Annotated in this window: 18 protein-coding genes; 5 read left to right on the top strand and 13 right to left on the bottom strand. The window is 52.1% G+C overall.

Annotated features, from left to right (window positions below; genetic code table 11):
- Nucleotides 1-12: 12 nt before the first annotated feature.
- Both ACN0YH_RS14360 and ACN0YH_RS14365 read right to left on the bottom strand, forming a co-directional pair.
- Nucleotides 13-2916, bottom strand: a complete 2904-nt coding sequence (locus tag ACN0YH_RS14360; protein WP_417380260.1) for a DUF1553 domain-containing protein — start codon at nucleotides 2914-2916, stop codon at nucleotides 13-15.
- A gap of 62 nt (nucleotides 2917-2978) precedes the next feature.
- Nucleotides 2979-3674 (bottom strand): GntR family transcriptional regulator, encoded by a 696-nt coding sequence (locus tag ACN0YH_RS14365; RefSeq protein WP_417380261.1) that lies wholly within the window; start codon nucleotides 3672-3674, stop codon nucleotides 2979-2981.
- A gap of 304 nt (nucleotides 3675-3978) precedes the next feature.
- On the opposite strand from ACN0YH_RS14365, the gene ACN0YH_RS14370 reads away from it, so the two are divergent.
- Complete coding sequence (locus ACN0YH_RS14370) at nucleotides 3979-4992, top strand: alpha/beta hydrolase fold domain-containing protein (RefSeq protein ID WP_417380262.1); 1014 nt, start codon at nucleotides 3979-3981, stop codon at nucleotides 4990-4992.
- Nucleotides 4993-5056: 64 nt separating this feature from the next.
- Here the strand turns inward: ACN0YH_RS14370 and ACN0YH_RS14375 are convergent, their stop codons facing one another.
- The gene (locus ACN0YH_RS14375; protein ID WP_417380263.1) at nucleotides 5057-5599 is read right to left on the bottom strand and encodes a hypothetical protein; all 543 of its coding nucleotides are present in this window, start codon (nucleotides 5597-5599) and stop codon (nucleotides 5057-5059) included.
- Nucleotides 5600-5620: 21 nt separating this feature from the next.
- Nucleotides 5621-6766, bottom strand: coding sequence for a glutamate 5-kinase (proB, locus tag ACN0YH_RS14380; RefSeq protein WP_417380264.1), 1146 nt, complete (start codon nucleotides 6764-6766; stop codon nucleotides 5621-5623).
- Nucleotides 6767-7051: 285 nt separating this feature from the next.
- On the opposite strand from proB, the gene ACN0YH_RS14385 reads away from it, so the two are divergent.
- Both ACN0YH_RS14385 and ACN0YH_RS14390 read left to right on the top strand, forming a co-directional pair.
- Entirely contained in the window at nucleotides 7052-8647 is a 1596-nt protein-coding gene (locus ACN0YH_RS14385; RefSeq protein ID WP_417380265.1) for an amidophosphoribosyltransferase, read from the top strand.
- Nucleotides 8648-8685: 38 nt separating this feature from the next.
- Nucleotides 8686-9084 carry a thioesterase family protein gene (locus ACN0YH_RS14390; protein ID WP_339684881.1) on the top strand — a complete coding sequence of 133 codons (399 nt, stop codon included), beginning with the start codon at nucleotides 8686-8688 and terminating at the stop codon, nucleotides 9082-9084.
- 352 nt (nucleotides 9085-9436) lie between these two features.
- On the opposite strand, the gene ACN0YH_RS14395 is transcribed toward ACN0YH_RS14390, so the two are convergent.
- Both ACN0YH_RS14395 and ACN0YH_RS14400 read right to left on the bottom strand, forming a co-directional pair.
- Nucleotides 9437-10441, bottom strand: coding sequence for an acyl-CoA desaturase (locus ACN0YH_RS14395; protein WP_417380266.1), 1005 nt, complete (start codon nucleotides 10439-10441; stop codon nucleotides 9437-9439).
- A gap of 188 nt (nucleotides 10442-10629) precedes the next feature.
- A complete protein-coding gene (locus tag ACN0YH_RS14400; RefSeq protein WP_417380267.1) occupies nucleotides 10630-10779 on the bottom strand; it encodes a hypothetical protein in 150 nt (49 codons plus the stop codon).
- A gap of 256 nt (nucleotides 10780-11035) precedes the next feature.
- Here ACN0YH_RS14400 and ACN0YH_RS14405 point away from each other — a divergent pair, with 256 nt between their 5' ends.
- A complete protein-coding gene (locus ACN0YH_RS14405; RefSeq protein ID WP_417380268.1) occupies nucleotides 11036-11347 on the top strand; it encodes an ABC transporter in 312 nt (103 codons plus the stop codon).
- A gap of 58 nt (nucleotides 11348-11405) precedes the next feature.
- Here the strand turns inward: ACN0YH_RS14405 and ACN0YH_RS14410 are convergent, their stop codons facing one another.
- Complete coding sequence (locus ACN0YH_RS14410; RefSeq protein WP_417380269.1) at nucleotides 11406-12983, bottom strand: hypothetical protein; 1578 nt, start codon at nucleotides 12981-12983, stop codon at nucleotides 11406-11408.
- 376 nt (nucleotides 12984-13359) lie between these two features.
- Between ACN0YH_RS14410 and ACN0YH_RS14415 the strand changes: the two genes are divergently transcribed.
- On the top strand, nucleotides 13360-14454 hold the full coding sequence (locus ACN0YH_RS14415; protein WP_417380270.1) for a class I SAM-dependent methyltransferase: 1095 nt from the start codon (nucleotides 13360-13362) through the stop codon (nucleotides 14452-14454).
- A gap of 11 nt (nucleotides 14455-14465) precedes the next feature.
- Here the strand turns inward: ACN0YH_RS14415 and ACN0YH_RS14420 are convergent, their stop codons facing one another.
- From ACN0YH_RS14420 to ACN0YH_RS14445, 6 genes are all read right to left on the bottom strand, one after another.
- Entirely contained in the window at nucleotides 14466-14858 is a 393-nt protein-coding gene (locus ACN0YH_RS14420; protein ID WP_417380271.1) for a hypothetical protein, read from the bottom strand.
- Complete coding sequence (locus tag ACN0YH_RS14425; RefSeq protein WP_417380272.1) at nucleotides 14855-16492, bottom strand: HEAT repeat domain-containing protein; 1638 nt, start codon at nucleotides 16490-16492, stop codon at nucleotides 14855-14857. The genes ACN0YH_RS14420 and ACN0YH_RS14425 overlap by 4 nt, the downstream gene beginning before the upstream one ends.
- A 250-nt stretch (nucleotides 16493-16742) precedes the next feature.
- The gene (locus ACN0YH_RS14430) at nucleotides 16743-17579 is read right to left on the bottom strand and encodes a sugar phosphate isomerase/epimerase family protein (protein ID WP_417380273.1); all 837 of its coding nucleotides are present in this window, start codon (nucleotides 17577-17579) and stop codon (nucleotides 16743-16745) included.
- 89 nt (nucleotides 17580-17668) lie between these two features.
- Nucleotides 17669-18328, bottom strand: coding sequence for a 3-keto-disaccharide hydrolase (locus ACN0YH_RS14435; RefSeq protein ID WP_417380274.1), 660 nt, complete (start codon nucleotides 18326-18328; stop codon nucleotides 17669-17671).
- A 216-nt stretch (nucleotides 18329-18544) separates the two neighbouring features.
- Complete coding sequence (locus ACN0YH_RS14440) at nucleotides 18545-20419, bottom strand: vWA domain-containing protein (protein ID WP_417380275.1); 1875 nt, start codon at nucleotides 20417-20419, stop codon at nucleotides 18545-18547.
- Between the two features lie 200 nt (nucleotides 20420-20619).
- The gene (locus tag ACN0YH_RS14445; protein WP_417380276.1) at nucleotides 20620-22542 is read right to left on the bottom strand and encodes a vWA domain-containing protein; all 1923 of its coding nucleotides are present in this window, start codon (nucleotides 22540-22542) and stop codon (nucleotides 20620-20622) included.
- Nucleotides 22543-22600 lie beyond the last annotated feature (58 nt).

A 22600-nucleotide genomic window follows, 5' to 3' on the forward strand; every position in this document is an offset into this window, starting at 1 on the left:
CGGTTCACCAGTTCAATCGAGATAAATCAGTTCGTTGGAATTAATCATGGCCCGACACAGGGCATCCAGGTCACTGGCGGCGATAAGCGCGCGGGCGGCCTGTTGTTCTTCGCTTTGGGGAGCACGGGAGTAAAGTAAATGGAACGCACGATCAATCTGCTGATCGATGTTTTCTGCGCCCGCATCCTGTCTGAGACGTTCGGCGAGAAAGCGGGAGAGATCGAGCGTGAATTGATGGTTCATTAATGTCAGCGCCTGCAGAGGCGTGGTCGTCGAATTCCGTCGGGGTGCGGCGAAGGCGTTATCGGGGCAGTCGAAATCGGTTAACAGATCGACGCGAGCCGCGCGGGCATTCTGATGATAGACGGCGCGGCGGTAGGTTTCCGGGCCGAACTCTTCGAGCGGCACATAGGTGGCGACGTTATCCTGCAGATATTCGTATAAACGAAAACCGCGGCCCCCCATTGTGAGGTTCAGTTTGCCGGTGACGGATAACAGGGTGTCGCGAATTTCTTCCCCCGACAGACGACGGGGCGGGAACCTCCAGAGCAGGCGGGAATCGGAGTCGATACGGGCGGCGTCTTCGCGGAACGTACTGGCCTGCTGATAAGTTTCCGAGAGCATGATCTGTTTCTGAATGTCTTTGAGGCGCCAACCATTCTTCTGAACCTGAAGCGCCAGCCAGTCGAGCAGTTCTGGATGACTGGGTTTCGTCCCCATGTAGCCGAAGTCGCTGGGGGTAGAGACAATGCCGGTTCCAAAATGGTAATACCAGAGCCGATTGGCAAGCACGCGTGGCGTGAGCGGGTTGTCTTTGGAAACAATCCAGCGGGCCAGTTCCAGACGACGCTGACCTTGCGGGCTGTTGGCATCGAGCTTGTACCCTTCGGTCACTTGATTGAGCGTGGTCATGCTGGCAGGGACCACGGTGTCCCCTTTGCGTTGCGGATTGCCTCCGACGAAAATGTGGAAGGGGCCATTCACCTGGCTGTGATTGCCCACCCACCAGGAGGGGGGATCGGGAATGGCGGCCAGTTGCTGGTCGACGTGTCTGATTTGTTTATTGAATTCATTGAGCTGTTTGCGTTCTTCCGTCGTGACTTCAAGATCGTAAAACCGTTTGCGGCGGTGAGAGGAACTGACGGGTTTGCGGTTATGGGAGGAAGCGACTTCCTGCCAGGTTTTACCGTCGGTGGAAACTTCGAGTTTGTATTCCGCCAGAAAGGTTGCTTTGTAGTTGCTCATGGCAGCGCCGGAGCGATCGCTGGAGAAACGCACACGATTGATGGTCTGTGGCTCAGCGAATTCGACAGTCAGATCAGGACTGCCGGCAATCCAGCAGGCACCGATTTTCCCGTCAATGGTCAAGCCGACATCGTAGGCTCCGGCAAAGTCGCCGGCGACACGACTGTTGGCGCCGGTAGCTGTGCCGCCATTTTTCGCAAGCGCGACATTTTTTGGAGTTTCGTCTGTGGACCAGACTTCGAATTCATCGATGCGAAATCCGGTGATGGCGCGGGGATTAGTATCGAGCCCCTGCGAAGTGAGTTTTACATATTTTGCCGTGACGGGCGAGAACGCTTCTTCGATGCCAGTCCGTTTCACTGGTTCACGGGTCCATTCCTTTTCGTACTCGGCGGATTTCTCCTCGGCCCGTTTCTGAATTGCGTTTTCAATTTCGCTTTTCTGTTTCAGCAGATCGGCTTTTTCTTTTTGCAGTGGCTGTCGTTTCTGGCTTTGCGTCTGCCGGTCTTGCGGATCGGCAATCACGCGGCTGCCATGCCTGACGCCGGCGAACGTGGCGTACAGGCTATAGTAATCCTGCTGTTTGATCGGATCAAATTTATGATTGTGACAGCGACTGCAACCAACGGTCAGCCCGAGGAACGCTTCACCTGTGGTACGGATCATATCGTCAATCGTATTCGCACGAATCTGGGCGGCTTGCACTGGATCCTGGTTACCTACGTTGTCGTAAGGACCACAGACGAGGAATGTGCTACCGACGACAACATCGGGGTCATTTTTCCCAATCACATCACCGGCCAGATGTTCGGTTACCATCTGATCGAATGGTTTGTCTTCATTGAATGACCGGATGACGTAATCGCGGAACGGCCAGGCATTGTCGATAATCACATTACGTTCGAAACCATTACTCTCGCCGAAACGAACGACATCCAGCCAGTGGCGGCCCCAGTGTTCGCCGTAACGGGGGGAATTGAGGAGGCGATCAATGAGCCGTTCATAGGCGTCCGGTGATTGATCTTTTTCAAAAGTAGTGACTTCTTCCGGCGTGGGTGGCAGTCCCGTCAGATTATAGGTGGCCCGCCTGATCAGTTCTCGTTTTGTGGCGCGCGGTGCTGGTTTGAGATTCTTCGCTTTCAGTTTTGCGAAGATGAACCGGTCGATGGGACTGGCCTGCCAGTTGGCGGGTGCGTCATTGCCTGGGGGGGGAACCACTTGTGCCAGGGGCTGCAGGGACCACCAGCTGAGATCGGCTTTGGATTTTTCCTGAAGTGTGAGGCCCTCAGGCCAGGCTGCGCCTGTTTTGACCCAGCGGGTGAGCAACGCGACCTGTTCTTTTGCGAGAGGCGGGCCTTCTTTGGGCATGGATGCTTTGCCCGTTTCCGGACTGGTGTGAACCACATCCAGCAGATAGCTTTCCTCAGGTTTACCTGGCGTCAGGTAACCTGCGTCTTTGATCGACTGCAGCGTGGCGAGGGAGAGATCCCCTTTTTCATTACCCGGGTTGTGGCAGCGGATGCAGTGCTCAACGAGCAGCGGGGCGATCTCTTTTTCGAAATCGATTTGGGGCGTGGAGTCCGGTGCTGTTTCTGCAGCTGTGACCAGCAGGCTGAGTCCTGCCGTAAAGAGGGTCATCAGAAAAAGTCGGGTTAGAGAAGTTTGAATCACTGAGCCAGTCCTTCAAATTTGTTTTCGTTCACCGGAGGATTATTATGATAATAGTTTGCGGGTTATGACTCCTGGCGCTGAAACAGATCGCGTTCCAGCCAGACGGGAGTCTGCTGCAGATGCTCGTGCATGGCTTTGGCGGCTTTGTCGGGATTTCCCTTGATCAAAGCCTGCACGATGCGCAAGTGTTCTGCGTTCTCTTCCATATGCTCAAAATCTTTGACATTCTGTCGCTTGCTGTGACGGACCTGTCTTAAGGTCTGATGCAGGACACGATAGCGGTTGATTTCCAGGGCCAGTCTTTCACTGCCACAGGTTCGATAAATGAGTTCGTGCAGGTAGTCGTCCCACTGTTGTGTTGTTTCGGACCACTCGACTGTTCTTTTTGCCGATGCCAGCTTACTGAAGGTCTGCTCCAGCTGTGCCAGTTCGTGCGGTGTAATATGTCCGCAGGCACAGCGGGTGGCTTCGCTTTCCAGGATGCGCCGGACCTGACAGATTTCGTGCAGTTCCTTCACGCCGAAATTGCGGAGTACGGCACCGCGATTCGGAAAAATTTCCACAATGCCGATGCCTGCGAGTTCCACCAGTGCTTCACGAACGGGGGTGGCGCTGACCTCCCATTCCCGGGCCAGAGCCTGCACCGTCATGCGCTGGTTGGGCTGGTATTCCCCCTGAAAGAACTTGCTGAGCACCTGCTGCACCAGCGTCTGTCTGCGGGAACCGTGGGTAATCTGTCGGGTGACAACGGTCGCCATGATTATTCGCTCACACTTTCATCAACAGGGGGAATAGAGGCTCGGGCAGGATTATATATAATTTAACCGTATTCAATACAATAAAGCAAGCGTTACCTTCTCCCCAGCTCCCTGTATTACGCTGCCAGGCGGGTTCCGGGAGGGTTATTGTTTGTGATTCTGGCTGGAAATAGAGCAGCGGGCTTCTGCAGTGTCCACGGATTTTTAAAAATAATGTCAAAGATCAGGGAAACCTGTCGGCTCATTCAGGGTTTATTGGACAACACAAGTGCTTCCATGTTGTCTTAACCAGTGAGGGTTGGTGATGCGTTACTTTGTATCACGTATTTTGATCGGGCTGTTTCTGCTGGGACTTGTTACGTGTCTCATACCTGACCCACAAAAGAGTTCTGCTGAAAACCGGAAGGTGAAAAAAGAGACTCCGATCCTATCGAATATTGCGCCTCTGCCTAGAGACCTGAAGGTCATGGAAGACATTGAGTATCAACCTGGTAACCGCCGCGCCTGGAAACTGGATCTGGTGATGCCTCGTGAACGAAGCGAAAAACCACGCCCGGCGATTGTCTTTGTGCACGGGGGTGGCTGGTCGAGTGGTGATAAAGGTCGTGGATTTTTCAAGAGTGGCCCTGTGGAATATGCGAGCAAGGGTTATGTCTGCATCAGCGTCAATTATCGCCTGTCCGATGAAGACCCGTTTCCTGCCTGCCTGCAGGATGTGAAGTGTGCAGTACGCTGGTTGCGGGCGCATGCAGATAAATATAACGTCGATCCGAACCGTATTGGCGGGTATGGAAATTCGGCGGGAGCACACCTCGTCAGCCTGCTGGGGCTGGTGAATGGGGATCAGACTTTGGAAGGCGATGGTCCGTGGCAGGAACAATCCAGCCTGCTCAATGCCGCCTGTGTCTCCGCAATTCCGACCGATTTTGTGAACTGGCCTGGTGGGGTCAGAAATAAGCGAACCCTCTTCCAACTGCTCAATTCAAAGGAAACAAGCCTGGAAGAGCTGGCAATTCTGGCTTCTCCGATCACGCACGTGAGTAAGCAGGCTCCGCCGTTTCTGGTTTTCCAGGGAACGGGAGATCGGATTGTGGATGTATCTCAGGCAGACAGTTTTGTCGCCGCGTTGAAATCTGCTGGCGCTGTGGATATTACTTACCAGCGATATCCGAAAGCGAACCATGATGTCTTCACCAGCCATCGTTGCGAAACCTACCCGGAGATGGAAGCCTTCTTTGATCGCGTACTGATGAATTCCCCGGCGGATACGAAACCGGCTAATGGGGCTTATCGCAAAAACAATCCTGCGGCCAGTTAAAGCACATAACGCTTTTCCATGGCGTCTCTGACTTTGGTAGACGCTACAGTCAAACGGGACACAGTTAGCGGACTGAAAATGGTCTCAGCGTTTCTCCGGTGATCGGGTTCAAGCGAGTGGCTTCGGTGACTTTCCACTCGCCTCCCATTTTCTGCCAGGTCAGTTCCCAGCGGGTGGGCTGTCTGCTGGAAACGCCACCGTACATGGCGGTCCCGTTCGCGCGGAAGTGGATGGTGGCGAGGGAATCTTCTGCTTTCATTACGGTTGATACATCGGTAATTCTGAGATCGTCGTCCAGCGTTACCAGTTCCATAGCCAGCTTCACTACGCCCTGCAACTGCACTGCCCGGGGGCTGATATAGTCCAGCGTCTTCTCCTGTTCTTTGTGTTGGAAGGCATCGATCAAATCATAGAGGTCGGCTTCCACACGTTCGCGAGGCGTCACGATACTTATTTCAAGCAGATAAAAACCGACCGTCACCAGCACCATGATCAGGCTGCCGATCAGAAATTTCCCCAGTCGCCGCTGATACCATTGTATAAACAGGATCGCAGCAATCGCGGAGCAAACGACCATCGGGGGGATCGCTGTTTCAGTAAACCACATGCATCTATCCTCTTATAGTTCCTACAGCGCAGGATGGTTTTCCAGAACCGCCAGATTATCCCGATGAATTACTTCGGAGTACGGGACGGCTCCCAGTATAGTGGCAATCTGATCCGAACGTCGCATCACGATCTTTGCCAGATCATTCGAATTGTAATTACTCAGCCCGCGGGCGAATTCTTCCCCTGTAGGACTGACGAGGGTGACGACTTCACCACTTTCAAAGGTGCCATCAATCGAGCGAATGCCGATCGCCAGTAGAGACTTCCCTCCTTCGCGAATGGCTTTGGTCGCTCCTTCGTCCAGATGAAACTTGCCTTTAGGGCGAATCGTGTAACCAATCCAGCGTTTCCAGGCAGAAACGGAAGCGCCCTGCGCCAGAAAGAGTGTGCCCACATCATCACCGTTGAGGATCTGATCCAGAACCCCTTCCTGTGTGCCATTGGCGATAATGACATTTTCTCCGACTGCGGTCGCGGAATGTACCGCCTGCAGTTTGGATTTCATCCCCCCGGTACCGAGTGAACTGCTGTCGTCGGTGGCAAGAGACAGTAACTCAGGTGTCCAGTCCTGGACCTGCGAAATGCGGGCGCTGTCCGGAGATTTGGGATCGCCGTCATACAAGCCATCGACAATAGACAGAATCACGAGCAGTGGCTTCTTGACCAGGCTGGTGACCATGGCGGCGAGATGATCGTTATCGCCGAACTTGATCTCTTTGATACTGACGGTGTCGTTTTCATTGACAATGGGAACCGCGCCGTATTCGAACAGCGTATGTATGGTGTTACGTACATTGAGATAGCGTGTGCGATGTTTAAAATCATTCGCTGTCACCAGCAGTTGCGCCGCGTGGTAGCCGTGCTTTTGCAGGCAGCGGTCATAGCGGCGAATCAAATGGGCCTGTCCGACAGCGGCGGAGGCCTGCAGGTGCCCGAGATCTTTGGGGCGTTCTTTTAAACCCAAAAGCCCCATGCCTGCTCCGATGGCACCGCTGGAGACGACCACTACTTTACGGCCGGTCTGCTTGACGCGGTGAATCTGTTCCGCCAGTGATTCTATGCGTGCGGGGTTGAGTGTATCATCCGCGCAAGACAGAACGTTTGTTCCAATTTTAATCACCAGCGTTTCCGCTGTATCGATCACTTCACGTCTGGTTCGACTCACAGTCCGCACTTTTTCCGGGAATCACTAAAAAATTTCAAAGAGGCACTCCCCACCGGGTCCCTATTTCTTAATATTTATATAATATAGTAGTCAGTGGCTGCAGCATAGACACAGAACAACGCGAGTTTGGCAGGAAACAGGGGCGATTTTCACTGAAATCGTCTCATTTTTCGTTGTTACACCTGATTTTGTTTGTCTCTCCTCGACAGTCCTGAAACAATTTACCGCATAGTTCACCCGGTTCACACTGATTTTGAAACCCTTATTCACGAACTAAGGCATTTTATGTCGGAACTATTCCACGAATGTGGCGTTGCAGCTGTCTACCATCTCCCTAACCGGGAAACCAGTCCGCTGGCCCCCATGGGATCTCCTGAGAAAACTTCACAACTCATTTCCCGTCTGCTGCTGGATATTCAGAATCGCGGTCAGTTGGCGGCAGGAATGACTACGTTCAACCCGGCCCGTAACCAGTTGATCGATACACATAAAGATGTCGGCACGGTCACCGAAGTCTTCCAGCTGAATCACCAGCAGACGTTTAACGCGCTGATGAAGAAGTATGAAGGTCCCGCCGCGATCGGGCATGTGCGTTATGCCACCTGTGGTAAAGATGACCGCAGCTATGCACAGCCTTTCGAGCGACATCATATTCAGAAATCCAAATGGTTCAGTTTTGGCTTTAACGGCCAGCTGGCCAACTATCAGGATCTGTGTAAAGAAGTGCTGACCGAGTCCGATTTTCACCTGGCGCGGGAAACAGATACCGAAATCCTGATGCATCTGCTTTCGCAGGAACTTTCCAAAGAGAACCCGGGTGAGCTGCATGAAATCCTGGGCACGCTCAGCAAACGTCTGGATGGCGCCTATAATATTGTTTTTCTGGACGCACTGGGCAACATGTTTGTCTCGCGGGATCCGGTCGGCATTCGTCCGCTGTGTTATGCCTTTGATGGTTCTCTGTTTGCGGCTGCTTCGGAAAGTGTCGCGCTGGCCAACATGGGATTTGAAGAGGATCAGATTGAAAGTCTGGCCCCCGGCTCTGCGGTGATCATCAAGGATGGAGAACTTACTGTTCATGAATACGCCAAGCCCACACAGAAAGCGCACTGTTTCTTCGAATGGATCTACTTCGCGAACGTCTGCAGTACGCTGGATGATCAGAGCGTCTACATTACCCGTAAACGTCTGGGTGAAGAGCTGGCTGAGCAGGAAACCGTACCCATTGATGACGACACGATTGTGGTTCCCGTACCCGACACGGCCAAAGCAGCCGCCGACAGTATGGCCTATCACTTGAGCGTGCCCTGTCTGGAAGGCCTGATTCGTAACCGCTACATCGGTCGTACGTTTATTGAAGGCGCGAATCGTGGCGATAAAGTCCGTGCAAAATACACGCCACTGCCTGAAGTTCTGGAAGGCAAACGCGTCCTGCTGGTGGAAGACACCATCGTACGATCGACAACGATGAAAGCGTTGATCAGCCAGTTGAAAGAACGGGGACGTGCGAAAGAAATTCACGTGCGTGTTGCCTGTCCGCCGATCATCGGGCCCTGTTTTTACGGTATCGACATGTCGACCATCAACGAGCTGTTTGCCCCCCGATTTCTGGAGGGTGGCGAAATGAATCCCGAAGTAGAAAAAGCAATGGCCGCTGCCATTGGCGCCGACAGCCTGAAGTATCTGCCGAAAGAGTCAATCTCTCGTGCTGTTGGTCTGCCCGGAACCTCGCTCTGCCAGGCCTGTATCGACTCCACCTACCCCACCGACGCGGGTCGCAAACTGTATCAGATCGCCGTTGATAATTCCCAGAATGAGAACAGCGATTCCGAAGCTCAACGGACTTACGATATCACTCCCCCCACACCGGTTCGCACCTGACGGTCTGCTCAGAATTCAAAAAAGGAATACACGGTCCTATGTCTGCCTCGCATGAGATAGAAATCCGCGTCCGCTACAACGAAACAGACGCGATGGGTTTTCTGCATCATGGAAATTACTTCACGTATTTTGAAATGGGTCGCACGGAACTCTTCCGATCTCAAGGTGGCAACTATCGCGAGATGGAAGAGAAAGGTTACCTGCTGGTGGTCGCGAAGATCGAATGTAAATACCGACTGCCGGCCCGCTACGATGATGTGCTGACGCTGCGAACCACGCTGGAAAAAGTAACCGGCGCCAAGCTGGAACACAAGTATGAACTGTTTCGCGACGGCGCGAGTGTGGCTGTGGCCCACAGCGTCATTGCCTGTGTGGACCGCGAAGGTAATATTCAACGCATGCCTGCCGCGATGGAACAGCTGGGGACGGAGAGTTAGCAGGCCGTTCGTTGTTTCGTCGACTTCGTAAGCGGGAACTGCTCAGCACGGCCGGGCGAGCCGGTCCGTGGCACACGGGAACTGCCATAGTAATTGCAAGTAACCTACCAGATCAGACGTCTGTGTGGCACAGTTGGCTTGCCTAACGGCTCTGGTTCAACGCCAGAAATATACTCCCCCACCCTGTCATGACAGGCTGCGGACTCACGAACCCGTCTCAAGAGCACATCCCATTTAACCATCGCGTCTCGCAATATTAACTACTCGGGCCAAACAGCCCTGGAAACGCTATAGTAAAACCGGACACAGTCTAAGGCTCAGTAGTCGAATTGCATTCTGACAGGCTCATTTTCTATTGCTTCACGGCCTGCTGCTGCTGGGCGAATTTGGGTGGCTTGACTGCCGATGCTTTGTCGTTGGGGGGAATCGTTTTGACCACTTTCCAGGCGAGGCCCAGTTTTTCGAGGACGAGAATCGCACCGTAGGTCATGTCGAGTTCCCACCATTTGTGGCCGTTCTTTGCCATCCGCTGGTACTTGTGATGGTTATTGTGCCAACCTTCGCCGTAAGTCATCAGAGCGACCCACCACAGGTTTTTGCTGTCGTCGGTGGTTTCGTAATTGCGGTAGCCCCAGATGTGGGTGGCGGAATTCACGAACCAGGTGGCGTGCAGCACATAAAACAGACGCACGAACATGCCATACACGACCATGCTGATCGCGGTCTCTCTGCCGCCCAGCCAGTAACCGATGCCATATAAGATGGCGCCCAGTCCGATGTGCCAGAACAGAAATGTTTTCTGCAGGAACCGCATGAACGGGTCTTTAAGCAGATCGGGGGCGAACCGCTGATGGGTGGCCTGAATTTCTTCAGCACTGTGAAAGGGAACCAGCCAGAGAATGTGGCTCCACCAGCGACCATCGCGGGGCGAATGGGGATCGCCGGGCTGATCGCTGTGCAGATGATGTTTACGATGATTGGCGACCCACTGAATCGGAGGTCCCTGCCCGGCCAGTAAACCAATCAGGCCGATCGCACGGCTCATGAAGGAATACGTCTGAAAGCTGCCATGTGTCAGCAGGCGATGGTAGCCCATGCAGATCCCGATACAACCGGTCAGACAGCCCAGGAACACGCAGGTCAGCAGACCGGTCCAGGTGAAATAAAAGGGAGCGGCCAGCAGTCCCAGGTGAATGGCGACGACCCAGCCGATGTTCGCCCAGTCGGGAGTGGCATATTTACCCGGCTGTGATGTATCACTTTGGGATGTCTCAGGTTCGGGCGTCTCAGCAGTTGCGTTTTCAGGAAGAAGTGGGTCCGTTTCCGGAAGCGGCGCGAGTGTCTGCTGTGAATTCATATTAAATAGCCCGATCCGATCTATATCTGTGAGTCAATAAAAAGTCGGCAGATTTTAGGGGGATCGGCGGATTGTGTCTATAGCGATGGGGGTAATTGGAGAAAGAAGGGAGATTTCTTAAAACGGGTGTACAGAAGCAGTTATGGTTTTCCGTTTTAAGAGTGAATCGGCTTCTGGATTTCTTCTAACTACTGAAGCTGCTGAGCGCTCATCCCATCCGTATAGAATATCACAGGTCGCGCACAGAATGATGCCGCGTGAATACTGACCAGGGCCAGAGTCACCAGTGTACCTGCGGCGAGTTGAGCCAAGCGAATATTTTGACTGCGACGGTGCATGCCAGTCGCTCCGTTCTATAAGAACATTTATTCCGAAACTGCTTGCAGAAAAGAGTTTGCGTCGTCATGATCAAAGTCTGAGTAAGTTAATGAGCATCTCCGGTTTATTGAAATCAGTCGAATTTGGATGAACCTGGTATCAAAAACAGCAGTCCCTTAGTTATAATGGGACTGTAGCCAGTCTTGAGCCCTTTCGCTGGGCAAACAGGGTCCGATACTCTCTCGCCATTCTATCCATCAGACCGTGGGAACGACTATGAAATTTCAACTTGTACTACAGTTTAAAGGAGCCGTAATTTCTGATTACGATTCCCTCGTGGATCTGGAATCTGTGCTCATCGATCAAATCCAGGTGGATGGCAAGACGATTGTCGACGGACATGACTTCGGCAGTTCGGAAATGAACCTGTTTATGACCGTCGATGATCCGGCGAAAGTTTTGAGCCAGATCAGAACGCAGATTGAACATCCCCTGATGGACCGTTTCAAAGCCGGCTACCGTCCTGTGTCTGAAGATGGCTTTCATGCGATCTGGCCTGAATCGCTGCATGAGTTCTCAGTCAAGTAAGCATCTGCTGCTGCTCAACCACGTTGCTGAGTAAGCAATCTGTTCGCATCAGCCAGGTTTATTTTCCGCAGATTTCAAACTTGAGATTGGGATAACGTTCGCGTGCTTCCAAGGTAAGTGGTACTGGTTTTTGAATCGCGATATCACACCATTTCAGCCGGGACAACTGCGGCAGTTGATTGAGCAGTGCCAGTCGTTCATCCGTCAACGTGGATGGATCCCGGATTTCGATTTGCTCGACATGAGACAACCAGGGGAGCAGATGAGCTGATTCGTCACCAAAGTTCAACGCATTGACATCCAGGCTTTTGAGCTTCGGCATTTTTGCGAGCAGTAATAACGTTTCCTGATTCAGATTCAGGTTTTTACAGTAAAAACTTTCGAGCTGCTTGAGCTGCGTTAAAGGCTGCAGCGCATAAGCGTCAGGCAATGTGATCGGAATATGACATTGTTCCAGGTTCGAAAAGCGGCCCAGCAGACTCAGCGCTTTGCGGGCCTCTTCACCGGTCAGGTGAGTTCCCGTGTCCCAGCCAAATGTCAGGCATTTCATTCCTGGCAGATCGCTGGCCAGCTTCTCCAGCAGATAAACAGTTTGTTCTGTTGAACCTGAAGTGAGCTTGAGGGAAGTGAGCTGGGGAGCAAGTACGAACGCATCTGCCAGTTTCTTTTTGGGGAACATACTGCGGATCACCCACTTATTCAGCTTCTGATGATCTCCGCCCTTTAAAAACTTGACGAGCACATCCTGCTTGACTGTTCCGCAGTCGACTTCTAAAGACACCAGTTGTGAACAGCCTGAAAGTTTCGTCCAGAACGGTTTGACATATTGGGGAGCCAGGGCAATACACAATTTCAGATCTTCCAGATGGGGTAGCTCCAGGATTTTTTCGGCGAGAGGGGAATCGATTTTTTTCTTGCCGAAATGCAGATGCAGTCGTCGCAAGCCGTCTATTTGTGCAATCTGTTCCAGCGCTGCTTCATCAAGATGTGAATGCAGGATTTCCAGGTCCTGCAGCCTGGAAAGATTACGGAGTGCCCGATAACCACGTTCGTTAATTCGACAGTAAGAAAATTTGATCCCGGTCAGATTTTTAATTCCCTCAACGGCTTCGATACATTCTCCCAGTTCGGGATTGGATCGATCGCGTGTGCCATAAAACCAGACGCGGACAGGGAACGGCAGTTGATTGATCAGGGGGACCGCTTTTTGAAGTGCTTCCGCATGCTGATAGACTTTTTTCCCGTCTACAATCTTCTCTGGGTTTCCTACCCAGATGGAGAATGGTTCGTCATTTTTGGGAAACCAGAGTGTCAGCTTTTGATTGCGGATTTGCTGAAATAAATCATTTAAGGCAGGGTCGTGCCAGGGTGCCTGTAAATCGCTGTTGGCATTGACGGGTCGCAGGCCACTCAATTGAGGAACCCGACTGGCAATCACCTGATTAATTTCATCCAGTCGACGACCGGTCTTTTGTAGATCGGTATGTGTATGATGTTGAATGGAAGGGGTGGTATCAGACAGCGACTGTTTATCGGCGACGACAGACTGTGTTCGATCTTCACTGATCAGAAACCCTCCGATCCCAGCCACCGCTATCAGTACTGCCACGAACGGAATCACCAATTGCCGAAACATCCTTATTCTCCTCCTGAAAGCATCTGGTTCCTGAAATAGATGCCTGCCCCCTTTAAAGCCGTGCTTCAAGCGATGGAGTTGTGCTCACTCCCCCACCTCAGCCGAATACTCCACTATCTTATTGTACAGAACAAAACAGGTGTTGTCCGCTTTCAGATTTACAATTTTCAGGTCCTGACAACCACTTTCAACTGCTGATTCTTCATATATCACTTGATAACAAGAGGTTATTGAATTGTCAGTTCCCCTTCAATTTATGAAGGATTTTCCTCCTGATCGAATATTTTATCACAAATAACTGGTAACACTCCAGCGGAATCTTCGCCTGGTAGTTTAGTCACAGGTTTATTACTTACTTTCAGAAGGGGCTGACAATATGATGACTGATACTGCTTTCACAGTTGACCTGGAAATGACTGCTCAATTTGAGGGCCGTCTGCAAGAGATCATTAATCGGGGAAGCCTGACTTTGATGCTTTCAATCGGTTACCGAACGGGTTTATTTGAAGTGCTGGGAACTCTGGATGCGGCGGGCTGTGAAGAAATTGCCGAGCGCGCGGGTTTGAAACCGCAGTATGTCAAGAACTGGCTGGAGGTGATGACGGCGGGCGGGATTCTGGAATATGATTTGATCTTCCAGACTTACCGTCTGCCTGCTGAGCAAGCCGCGCTGTTGCTGCAACGTGGAGGAACGCATTGTTATGCAACCAGTGTCCAATGGGTCTCACTGGCTGGCAAGCTGGAGGATGAGCTCGTGACCTGCTTCCGTGAAGGAGGTCCGCTGCCTTCCGATCTGTTTACTCAACTGCAGTCACAGCTTGTGGAAGATAATTCGGTTTCCATCATGAATGGACTGTTTCAACAGGTATTGCCGCTCGTGCCCAGTCTGATCATGCAGCTTTGTGAAGGTCTTGATGTACTGGACCTGGGTTGTGGGTGTGGTCACACGCTGATCGAACTGGCTCGCACGTTTCCTGCCAGTCGATTTGCAGGCTATGATCGTTCTTCTCTTCTGATTGAAAAAGCCAGACGAACTGCAGAAGAAGAACAGATCGAGAATGTGACTTTTATCCAGCGGGAACTGTCAGAGATACACGCGATTGATGCCTTTGATCTGATAACGGCCTTTGATGTACTGCAGGGCCAGGAACAGCCAAATCGAATTCTGGATGAGGTGTTGACTGCCCTGCGACCAGCAGGGATTTTTCTGATGCAGGACCTTTCGCGTTCTCGCAGCAGAGAGATCAACCTGCAACATCCGCTGTCTGGCTTTCTGCATTCTCTTTCGTGTCTGCGGAGTATGGCCATCGCAGAGCAGGCCCAGCCCGCCGAAGGTTCCCGCTGGTGTCAGGAGGTGGCATTGCAGACTTTGCAGGAGGTCGGTTTTACATCGGTCGACGTTCACACGCTGCCCCATGATCTGGTCAATGACTATTATATCGCCAGAAAACCAGTGCGGTCTGCCTGTTGATACGACCAGATTTATTTCTGAAACAGTCGTTCTTCCAGCAGTTCGTAATAGCGGGCATCAACATCGGTCTGCCTGGAACAGGAATGCAGGATCGCGGGATCGATGAAGATCATGGCAGGCTGTTCATGACAGTGCGCATCAGAGGCTTTCAGCAGATAGTTGATATCAGCACGGTTCAGTCGATGCGTTTTACACAAATCGTAAAACAGTCCCTGGGGGGTATCCGAATTTGCCTTGCGCTGCAGTTGCAGGTTTTCCCAGAGATACAGGGTGAGCCAGACTACGCCAATCACGATAGACGCCGAAATCAGCAGCCAGTTTTCCTGTAGCAGACTGCGATTACGAAACGCACGGGAGACTTCATCGGTATGTCCTGCCAGCAGGAACCAGAAATCGATGTTCATGTATCGTTTGTCCCTTCTACTTGGTTCAGATCGGGTTGTTCCAGAGGCAGCGGTCTCTGCAGCGCTTTGACTGCGATTTCGCGGATGCGCGTATTATCATCATTCACCAGTTTTGCCAGTGACTGTCGCGCCGCGGAATGAGAAATGGTGGCCAGAATTTCCGCACTGGTTCTGCGTACGAGATCATCCGCATCTTCCAGGAGCGCAGCCAGCGCAGGGACAACCTGATCATGTAATTTCAAAGCATAGGCACAGCGGGCAGCTTTGATACGCCGTTTCCGCAGTGGATGTGACATGGCGCGGCTCAAATCGACGATGTATCGCGGATTCAGTTTCTGCAGCAGCTTGCCTACCGATGGGCAGACATGAGAATTGAATTCCTCAAAATGTTCGAGGACATACTCGACGTCAAAACTGGACAGTTCCCGTCGCGCTGCTTCTCGAACTTCCTCGACCGGACTGTCAATTTTATTGACCAGCAGATTCATGGCATCCGGAACATGCTGCGCCCGGAGCTGGCAGGTCGCCCAGGCCTGCTGGATCGGATCTTCCGAATCCAGACTTTCCAGGACCATTTCCGTAACTTCGGTGGTATCCAGGTTCCGCAGCATATCAATGGCTATTTCTTTGGCGGCAGGCGTCCCATGCTGCAGCATCCATTTTTGTGCCTGTTTTTTGCTGGCGACATCGAGGTTGAGCAGGCTGATCAATCGAATCAAAGCGACCTGCAGCACCTGGGGAATGCGGCTGAAATCCTGGCGATCCACACGGAGCCAGATCACCTGGTCAATTTGCCGGAAATTCGTGTGTTGCAGTTCAGTTGATTTTTCGGGTAACCAACGCAACAGATGCGCGATGAATTCGGGGTCGTCGCGCGTCGAGATCGCTTCCAGCGCTTTCGCATTTGGATAATTCACTTCCGTAAAGTCACAAATGAGCTGCATGACGCCGATATGTTTGCTCCGTTTCAGAACCTGTTCGGCCAGACGCCTGATGTCTTCGTTCGAACTCCAGAGCACTTTTCTGATGGCGGGATCTTCCACGTTGCCCAGAATCAGCAGACTTTCCATGATTTCTTCGGGGCGATCAAATTCCTGCAGGTGTTCGGTTGCTGCGACAAGTGCGTTGAGATTGTCACGCCTGATCTCTTTGGCATTTTTCAGGAACGCACGGGAATAAACGGAATCAACTGAGGGATTCAGAAAATATTCGTAGAGCCTTCCCACCAGGTAGCGGAGTGTTTGTGATGTCAGATCCGGCTGATGATTGACCAGCCGCTTATTCTCAAACAAGGCGATGATTGAAGGAATCTGTTTAAAATCACTGGTGAGACGGATAAATTCCAGGCCGCAGTACTGCAGTTCTCGATTGCCGTGCTGCAGGCATTGCCGAATCGCAGCATCGAGAGCATTGGAATGTGTCTCCAGAAGTTTGCGGATACCGGCAGTATGGGTGGGGTAACGGCGGATCACTTCGACCAGTCCGCGTGAACTCTGCTGCTGCAGTAAAGCGAAGACAGCCTGTTCACGAATTTCCGGATTTTCTACGTCCAGGGCCAGAATCAATGCATTGACAGCATGAGAATTTCGGCTCTGCGCAAGAAGGTCAAAAGTTTTGGAAATTGATGAAGCCATGCCGACATGAGATCGTATAAAAAGTGCCTGGATCTATAACAGCAGAGACAATCCAACTCTCCGGGTGATGACGGTGACATCATCTCTCCGGCAAAACTGAGATTCCTCTGCTATTGCCCGCTATCTGAGTATCGTATGCGGGTACAGTAGAACTCCAGTTTACCTGCCCTAACGCGATTATCCGAAATAATCGCTACAATCCTGTGAGAGGATTCTCGGCACCGTGACTGTCGGTTGGCAGCGATGACATTCAGTCAGCCTGGATGAGGTGAGTCAGAAACGCGTACGACTCACGGACGACCTGTGGTGCCATGTGGCTGTGGCGGCTCAATTCGACGTGCAGGCCTCCGGGATAGCCAATCTGTCGCAGCCCCTGAATGACATCCGGAAAATCAATGTCGCCTGCGCCGAACCTCAGATGATCGTGTTCTCCCTGAACCATGTCTTCAATATGGATGTTAAAGATGCGATCTTTCCAGGGCGCAAGATACTGGCTGATCGGCGTCTCTCCCATACACTGCAGGTGTCCGATATCCACGGTCAGACCAAAACAGGGATGACTGACGCGTTCGTTCAATTCCGCGAAGTCCTGCAGCGTTTCAATCAGCATCCCCGGTTCCGGTTCAAACGCCAGCCGGACTTCTTTCTCAGCAGCATATGTGATGACTTCACGGCATCCCGCTGCCAGTCGTTCCAAAGCGGCTTCCCGGTGCAGATCCTGTTTGAGCTGACCTGCCCAGAAAGAAACTGCATCGGATTTGAGAAAAGCAGCCAGATCAACACAGCGTTTCAGGAAATCGACACGTCGTGCGCGGGCATTGGGATCGGCGGTGAGCAAGGTTGGCTCATGTTTCTCTCGCGGGTCCAGCAGGAAGCGGGCACCGGTTTCGATCACCGAGGAGAGCTGATACTTTTGCAGCAGCGACTGCATTTCCTGCAGCCGTTGATCCAATTCGGAGGCATAGGGATTCAGGCAATAATGATCGACGGTCAGCGCCACCGACTGGTAACCGGTCTCTGCCAGCAGAGAGATCGCGTCATCCCAGCGATGAAAGGCCAGGCCATTGGTATTGTATCCCGGTTTCACAAGTCGACTTCTTTATGCTGAATCAAAGAGAAGAAAAAAGCCCTCGATCTACACGATGAGGGCTCAAAGTTTCGTCTGTATCACCAGGCTCAGTCAGCCAGGGGTTTGACGCGGATATTCTTATAATGAACGACACTCTTGGGATCGTGTGCCTGCAGGGCGAAGCTCCCTTTTTTACCCAGCGAAGGAGAGCCCGTTGCGCCTTCCGGTTCGGTGTAATCGATAACTGTTTGATCATTGATTTTTACAATCACATGGCGACCGTTGACGATGATATGCTGGGTCCACCACTCGTTATCTTTGGCGGGCGTTTTGAACAGTTTGACCCGATTATAGAGACTGCCGGTTTTGACAGGGTCTTTATGGCTCACGTTGACCTGAGATTCATATCCCTGTGTTGGCCAGCCTTCTTCCTGGAATTTGGTATGGAAGAAAATCCCCGAGTTGCTGCCTGGAGTCGTTTTCACGTCGGCTTTAAACTCAAAGTTCTTGTATTCTTTGTTGGTGAAAAGATGCGAGCGTTTCCCCGTGACTTCGATCACGCCGTCCTTCACTTCAAAGGGCCCCCCTTCGGCGACCGTCCAGCCGGTCAGATCTTTACCGTTAAACAGTTCAATCCAGCCTTCTTCGGTTTCGGCGGTCTTCTCGCCTGAGAAAGCATCGTTGTTTCCCAGCAGGGACGAGACGAGCAGTGCCGCCATCAGGCCGGTAAAGATGTTAAAACAGTTGCTAGCGCGGTATTGGTTCATCGTGTAGAGAACTCCTTGATGTCATCAGGAAATAATAATACGGTTGTTGTGTCGTCTAAAACTGTGTGCCGTTTTACTGAGTTAGCAGCAGCAAATCGGAATACCATATATGCTACGCGGCGGCTGGACCGGTTGAAAGCAAACAGGGCACTTCCCGGGATATTTTCCGAAAAGTGCCCTGTCGTGTATTAAGGACATTAAGTAATTCGCAGCAGTTTACAGCTTGGGAATTTTGATTTCTTTACCCACCTTCTTGTACCGGGGATCATGAAATCCTTCAGCAAAATACATCCCGAATCCCTGCCTTAACTCATACTGCGCCCGTTGTGCCCAGGGAGTTCCCGGGTGCTCTTTGATCACAAGTTTGTACTGTGCTTCTGCCTTCTTCAACTGTTTATCCAGTTCTTCAGGACTGACTTTTGTCAGCTTGACCTGCTCCGGATCGGGAGGCAACATTTCCTTCCGACGACGGACATTCCAGACATTGCTTTTTTTCTCTTTGAGTTCGGGCATTTTTTTCGCGTGCTGATCCATGGCCAGACAATACTGGAACAGGCGCACGCGGTAGGCCAGACATTGTGCCAGCGCCAGATCGTAGGCGGCACGCCAGCGGGAAGATTTTTCCTGCGCACGTAAGGGCTCAATCGATTCGAGGATACCGATGGCGACCTGTAGTAGCCCCATGGCGCGGATTGCCTTGGGAACTTCTTTACTGCCGACTTCAAAAAATTCTTTCTGCTTGAGCGGGTAATAAAGCTCTCTGACGTTTAACTGTTTATCCAGGTGTGGATTCAGTGTGACAATCACCTTCCAGATGGAAGTACGGAACTTGCTGGCACTGCGTTCTGCGTCGTAATCACGACGAGAGAGCAGGAGCGGTTGATACTCTTTCATATCCTGGAACCGGAATTGTCGATCAGCGGTACTGCCGGCTCCTCCCAGTTCCCCTTCTTTTCCGGGCAGGACGAAGAAGATTCCCCCGGTTTCACGGGCGATGCGCACCTGTTCGTAAGGCCCGAAGCCTGCGGAGAACGCATCCCAGCGACCATGGAGACCATCGTACTGCAATGCTTCAGGAAACGCGGTTTCCGGCCCGCGATTGATCCGAATCCAGTGAGGCAGGTCATACACGGGGTCGCGCCAGATCTGGCGGGCATAAGGATAACCGAACACCGATTCCCGCCCGAGGATGTAGATCGGCGTTTTAACGCGTTTGGCACGGGTAATGACTTCTTCCACCGCGGCACCGTCATCGCCTGATTCATCGGTGACCACAACGAGACAGAGCCGACGATCCGTTTTCCTGGCCATGAGGGTGTATTTATCGATGGTCGCAGAGACGGTCTGACACATGTTTTCCAAACCGGTTTCATCGGTCGGAATTTTGCTAATCGCGTCCTGGACTTCTTTCAGGTCGGTGGTGGGTTTGGGCGTGTGAACATGGACTGTGGCACCATAACTGAGAATGGAGGTCAGCAGTGTCTGATCCCGATCACGGGTTTTTGCTTCCTGCCTGGCCGCAATTCCCAGTTCGCCGTAGATTTTATTGAAGTTATCTCGGATTTCCTTCTGGTCGTCTTTCATACTGCCCGACTCATCGAACAGCCAGACGACCAGGATTTTTTCTTCCCGCATGATGCGGATCAGTTCTTTGGAAATCCGGCTCATGGCTGACCCGTAGCCTTCCACGACGGCACCCACTTCACCTGTGACTTCACCCACTCCCAGGTCCTGGCCGAGGATGTCATCGCCGGGCGCTGTGATCTCGCCGGCGTTGATTTTGATTTCGGGTTCTTTGAGGCTTTCAGATGTCTCGATCTTCTGCGAGGAAACCGCGGGCGCTGTGGAAGCCCCGACGTTGGTGGAAACCATGCCGCCCGACGTTACGCTCAGGTTTTCGGAAACTTCCAGATTGGTTTCCAGAACCTGTTCGAACTCAGCGTGATCTCGTTCATCGTCAAAGATCGTTTCGATAGCCACTTCGGGCTGATTGTCTGTCAGTTGATGGTGCATAAATCCCATCGCCAGCAGAATCACCGCGTGTACAATCAAAGAGGTGAAAAAAGCGGAATAATCTCGCGCCTGAGCCATCTGTAATAACCCCCCGGTCATTTTTATAGCAAACTGCTATTGAAAACGAGTGCCTGTTTTGTCTCAACAAATATTGAAAAAGATGCTGATCCGGTTTTAGAAAATTGAAGTGAATATAAAACTGTGGTCCGCGCTGAACCTTCCAGTCAGACCAGTCGCTAAGTTGATTGTATTATTAGAGATATTGGTATTTAACAAGGTCAGATTTTGAGTGGCTGGTTTCCATTGATGCCACGTTTCATCAGCGCCTCTTTTCTCTTACGTTCTTCTTCCTGAAAACGTGGGTTTGGTTTGCGAACACGATTCCCCTGGGGATCCAGGTTCATCTTCATTTCTTTCCATGCCCAGCCCAGCGGTTTATCCAGCTCTTTGGCAGCCAGGTAGGCCCAGGGAGTGCCTGGATGTTCGTCGATAATGCCGTTCAACAGCTCCTGAGCCTGTTTGCCCAGTTTTCGCACGGTGGGACTGGAACGCACATCTTCTGCGGGAACCAGTTGCCAGGCGTTGTTCTCTTTTTTCTCAAATGTTTTGGGGCTGCTCTTCATGTCAGCCAGTATGGTATTGTATCCAAAGGCCCGCACCCGAGCAGCCAGCACGCGTCCCAGGGCCAGATCGTAGTTGGCCCGCCAGCGGGGTTCGGAGATCTTCTGGCGGTCTTTCAGACCCTGCTCCAGAATCACCTGTAGTTCATTGAGCCCGTAATCGAGTTCGGAAACCGGCTTTTGTGCCACGGTGATGGCCTGGCGTAATACATTATCGGTATTGGCCGGGAAGAGCAGCGTGGGCGTTGGCAGTGTCCGTTTTGATGTGCGGGTGGCAGTCGCCGCCATCACCAGTGCCCGCTTTGCCATATTTTTGTTGATTTTACTCTCGTAATCACGAATGGAAATATAGTCGGGGTGATAAGCCCGCATGTCGGCTGGTTCAAACTTGGGACCGCTGGTTTCTTCAGTGATGAAATAGATCCCGTTGGTTTCTGCACACAGGCGTGTTAACGCATACGGACCGTAGCCGGAAGAAATTTCGCGGATGTCATAGTTGTTCTGTCCCCAGAAAGGCAACTTAATGCGTTCTGCCGCGACCGTTTCCGGTCCGGTTTCAGATACAGCCGGGACAAATACGCCTGGCTCGATTTCAAAATTGATTCTTACTTCCCGCTGACCGAAGGGGGCTGCGTTACCAACGACATAACATTTAATCCCTTCACGTTTCGTCAGCATGATGGCGTCTTCCAGATTTGCCTTGGCATCGGTGCCCGCTTCGTCTGTCACCACGATGACCATCATGTTACGACGGCCCTGCTTTTTATACGAGCGATAGCGTTTGGCGACCTGCGTGACGGCTGCAAACACATTTTCATCACCGGTTGTGTCTTCTTTAATAGAACGAATCTGGGAAACGACTTCTTTGACGTCGCTGACCGGATCTTTCGTGACGAACTGTGTAGTCGCACCGAAGGCGGCGACCGCGGTTCTCAGTGCGCTATCATCTTCCGCTGCATCCAGCAGACCCAACTGCTTGTAGACATTTTCAAATCGGTCGGCGATCTCGTTACGTCGCTTGCTGACGGAAGGGGACACATCAAACAGCCAGACGACCAGCAGTTTCTTTTCCTTGGCAGCGGAGGCGATTTCGAGTGTCAGGCGGTCGATGGCACCGGCAACGCCGCCATCGGGTCGGTCGGTTTCACCAGAGACTTCAACAGCAGCCATCAATTCTTCTTTGGCGGGTTGAGTCATCAGGTCGTCGATGATGGGCTCGGGGGCTTCAATTTCCGTTTCGAGCTGTTCCTGCATTGCCTGCTGCTGTTCGACCGAAGTCTGTGGCGCCGCGGCCATGGACTGCGTCATCAGCGCGGTATCACCGGCTGTGCCGACGACATCCTGAATAGTGGGGTCAAGCTTGAACACGTTATCATCAATCTCTTCAATCGAAGAGATGATGGCGTTTTCCGAATCGAGCAGCGTGATGCGGGTGAAGCTTGCCAGCATAAACAGAAACAGCAAGTGGACCCCCAGGCTGATCAGCCAGGCGGGAACTTCCTTCATGTTCAACCAGTTGTGAGGTTCAACGTCTACAATTTCTTCGACCTGAACTTCGCGGGTGGAATTGACAACACTCACGGCCTGCTCCTTATTAGGATGAGACGAAAACTTTTGCCTGCTCTCCGTTTCGTAAAGA

Origin of the sequence: Gimesia sp., assembly GCF_048262075.1 — a bacterium.
Classification (GTDB): Bacteria; Planctomycetota; Planctomycetia; order Planctomycetales; family Planctomycetaceae; genus Gimesia.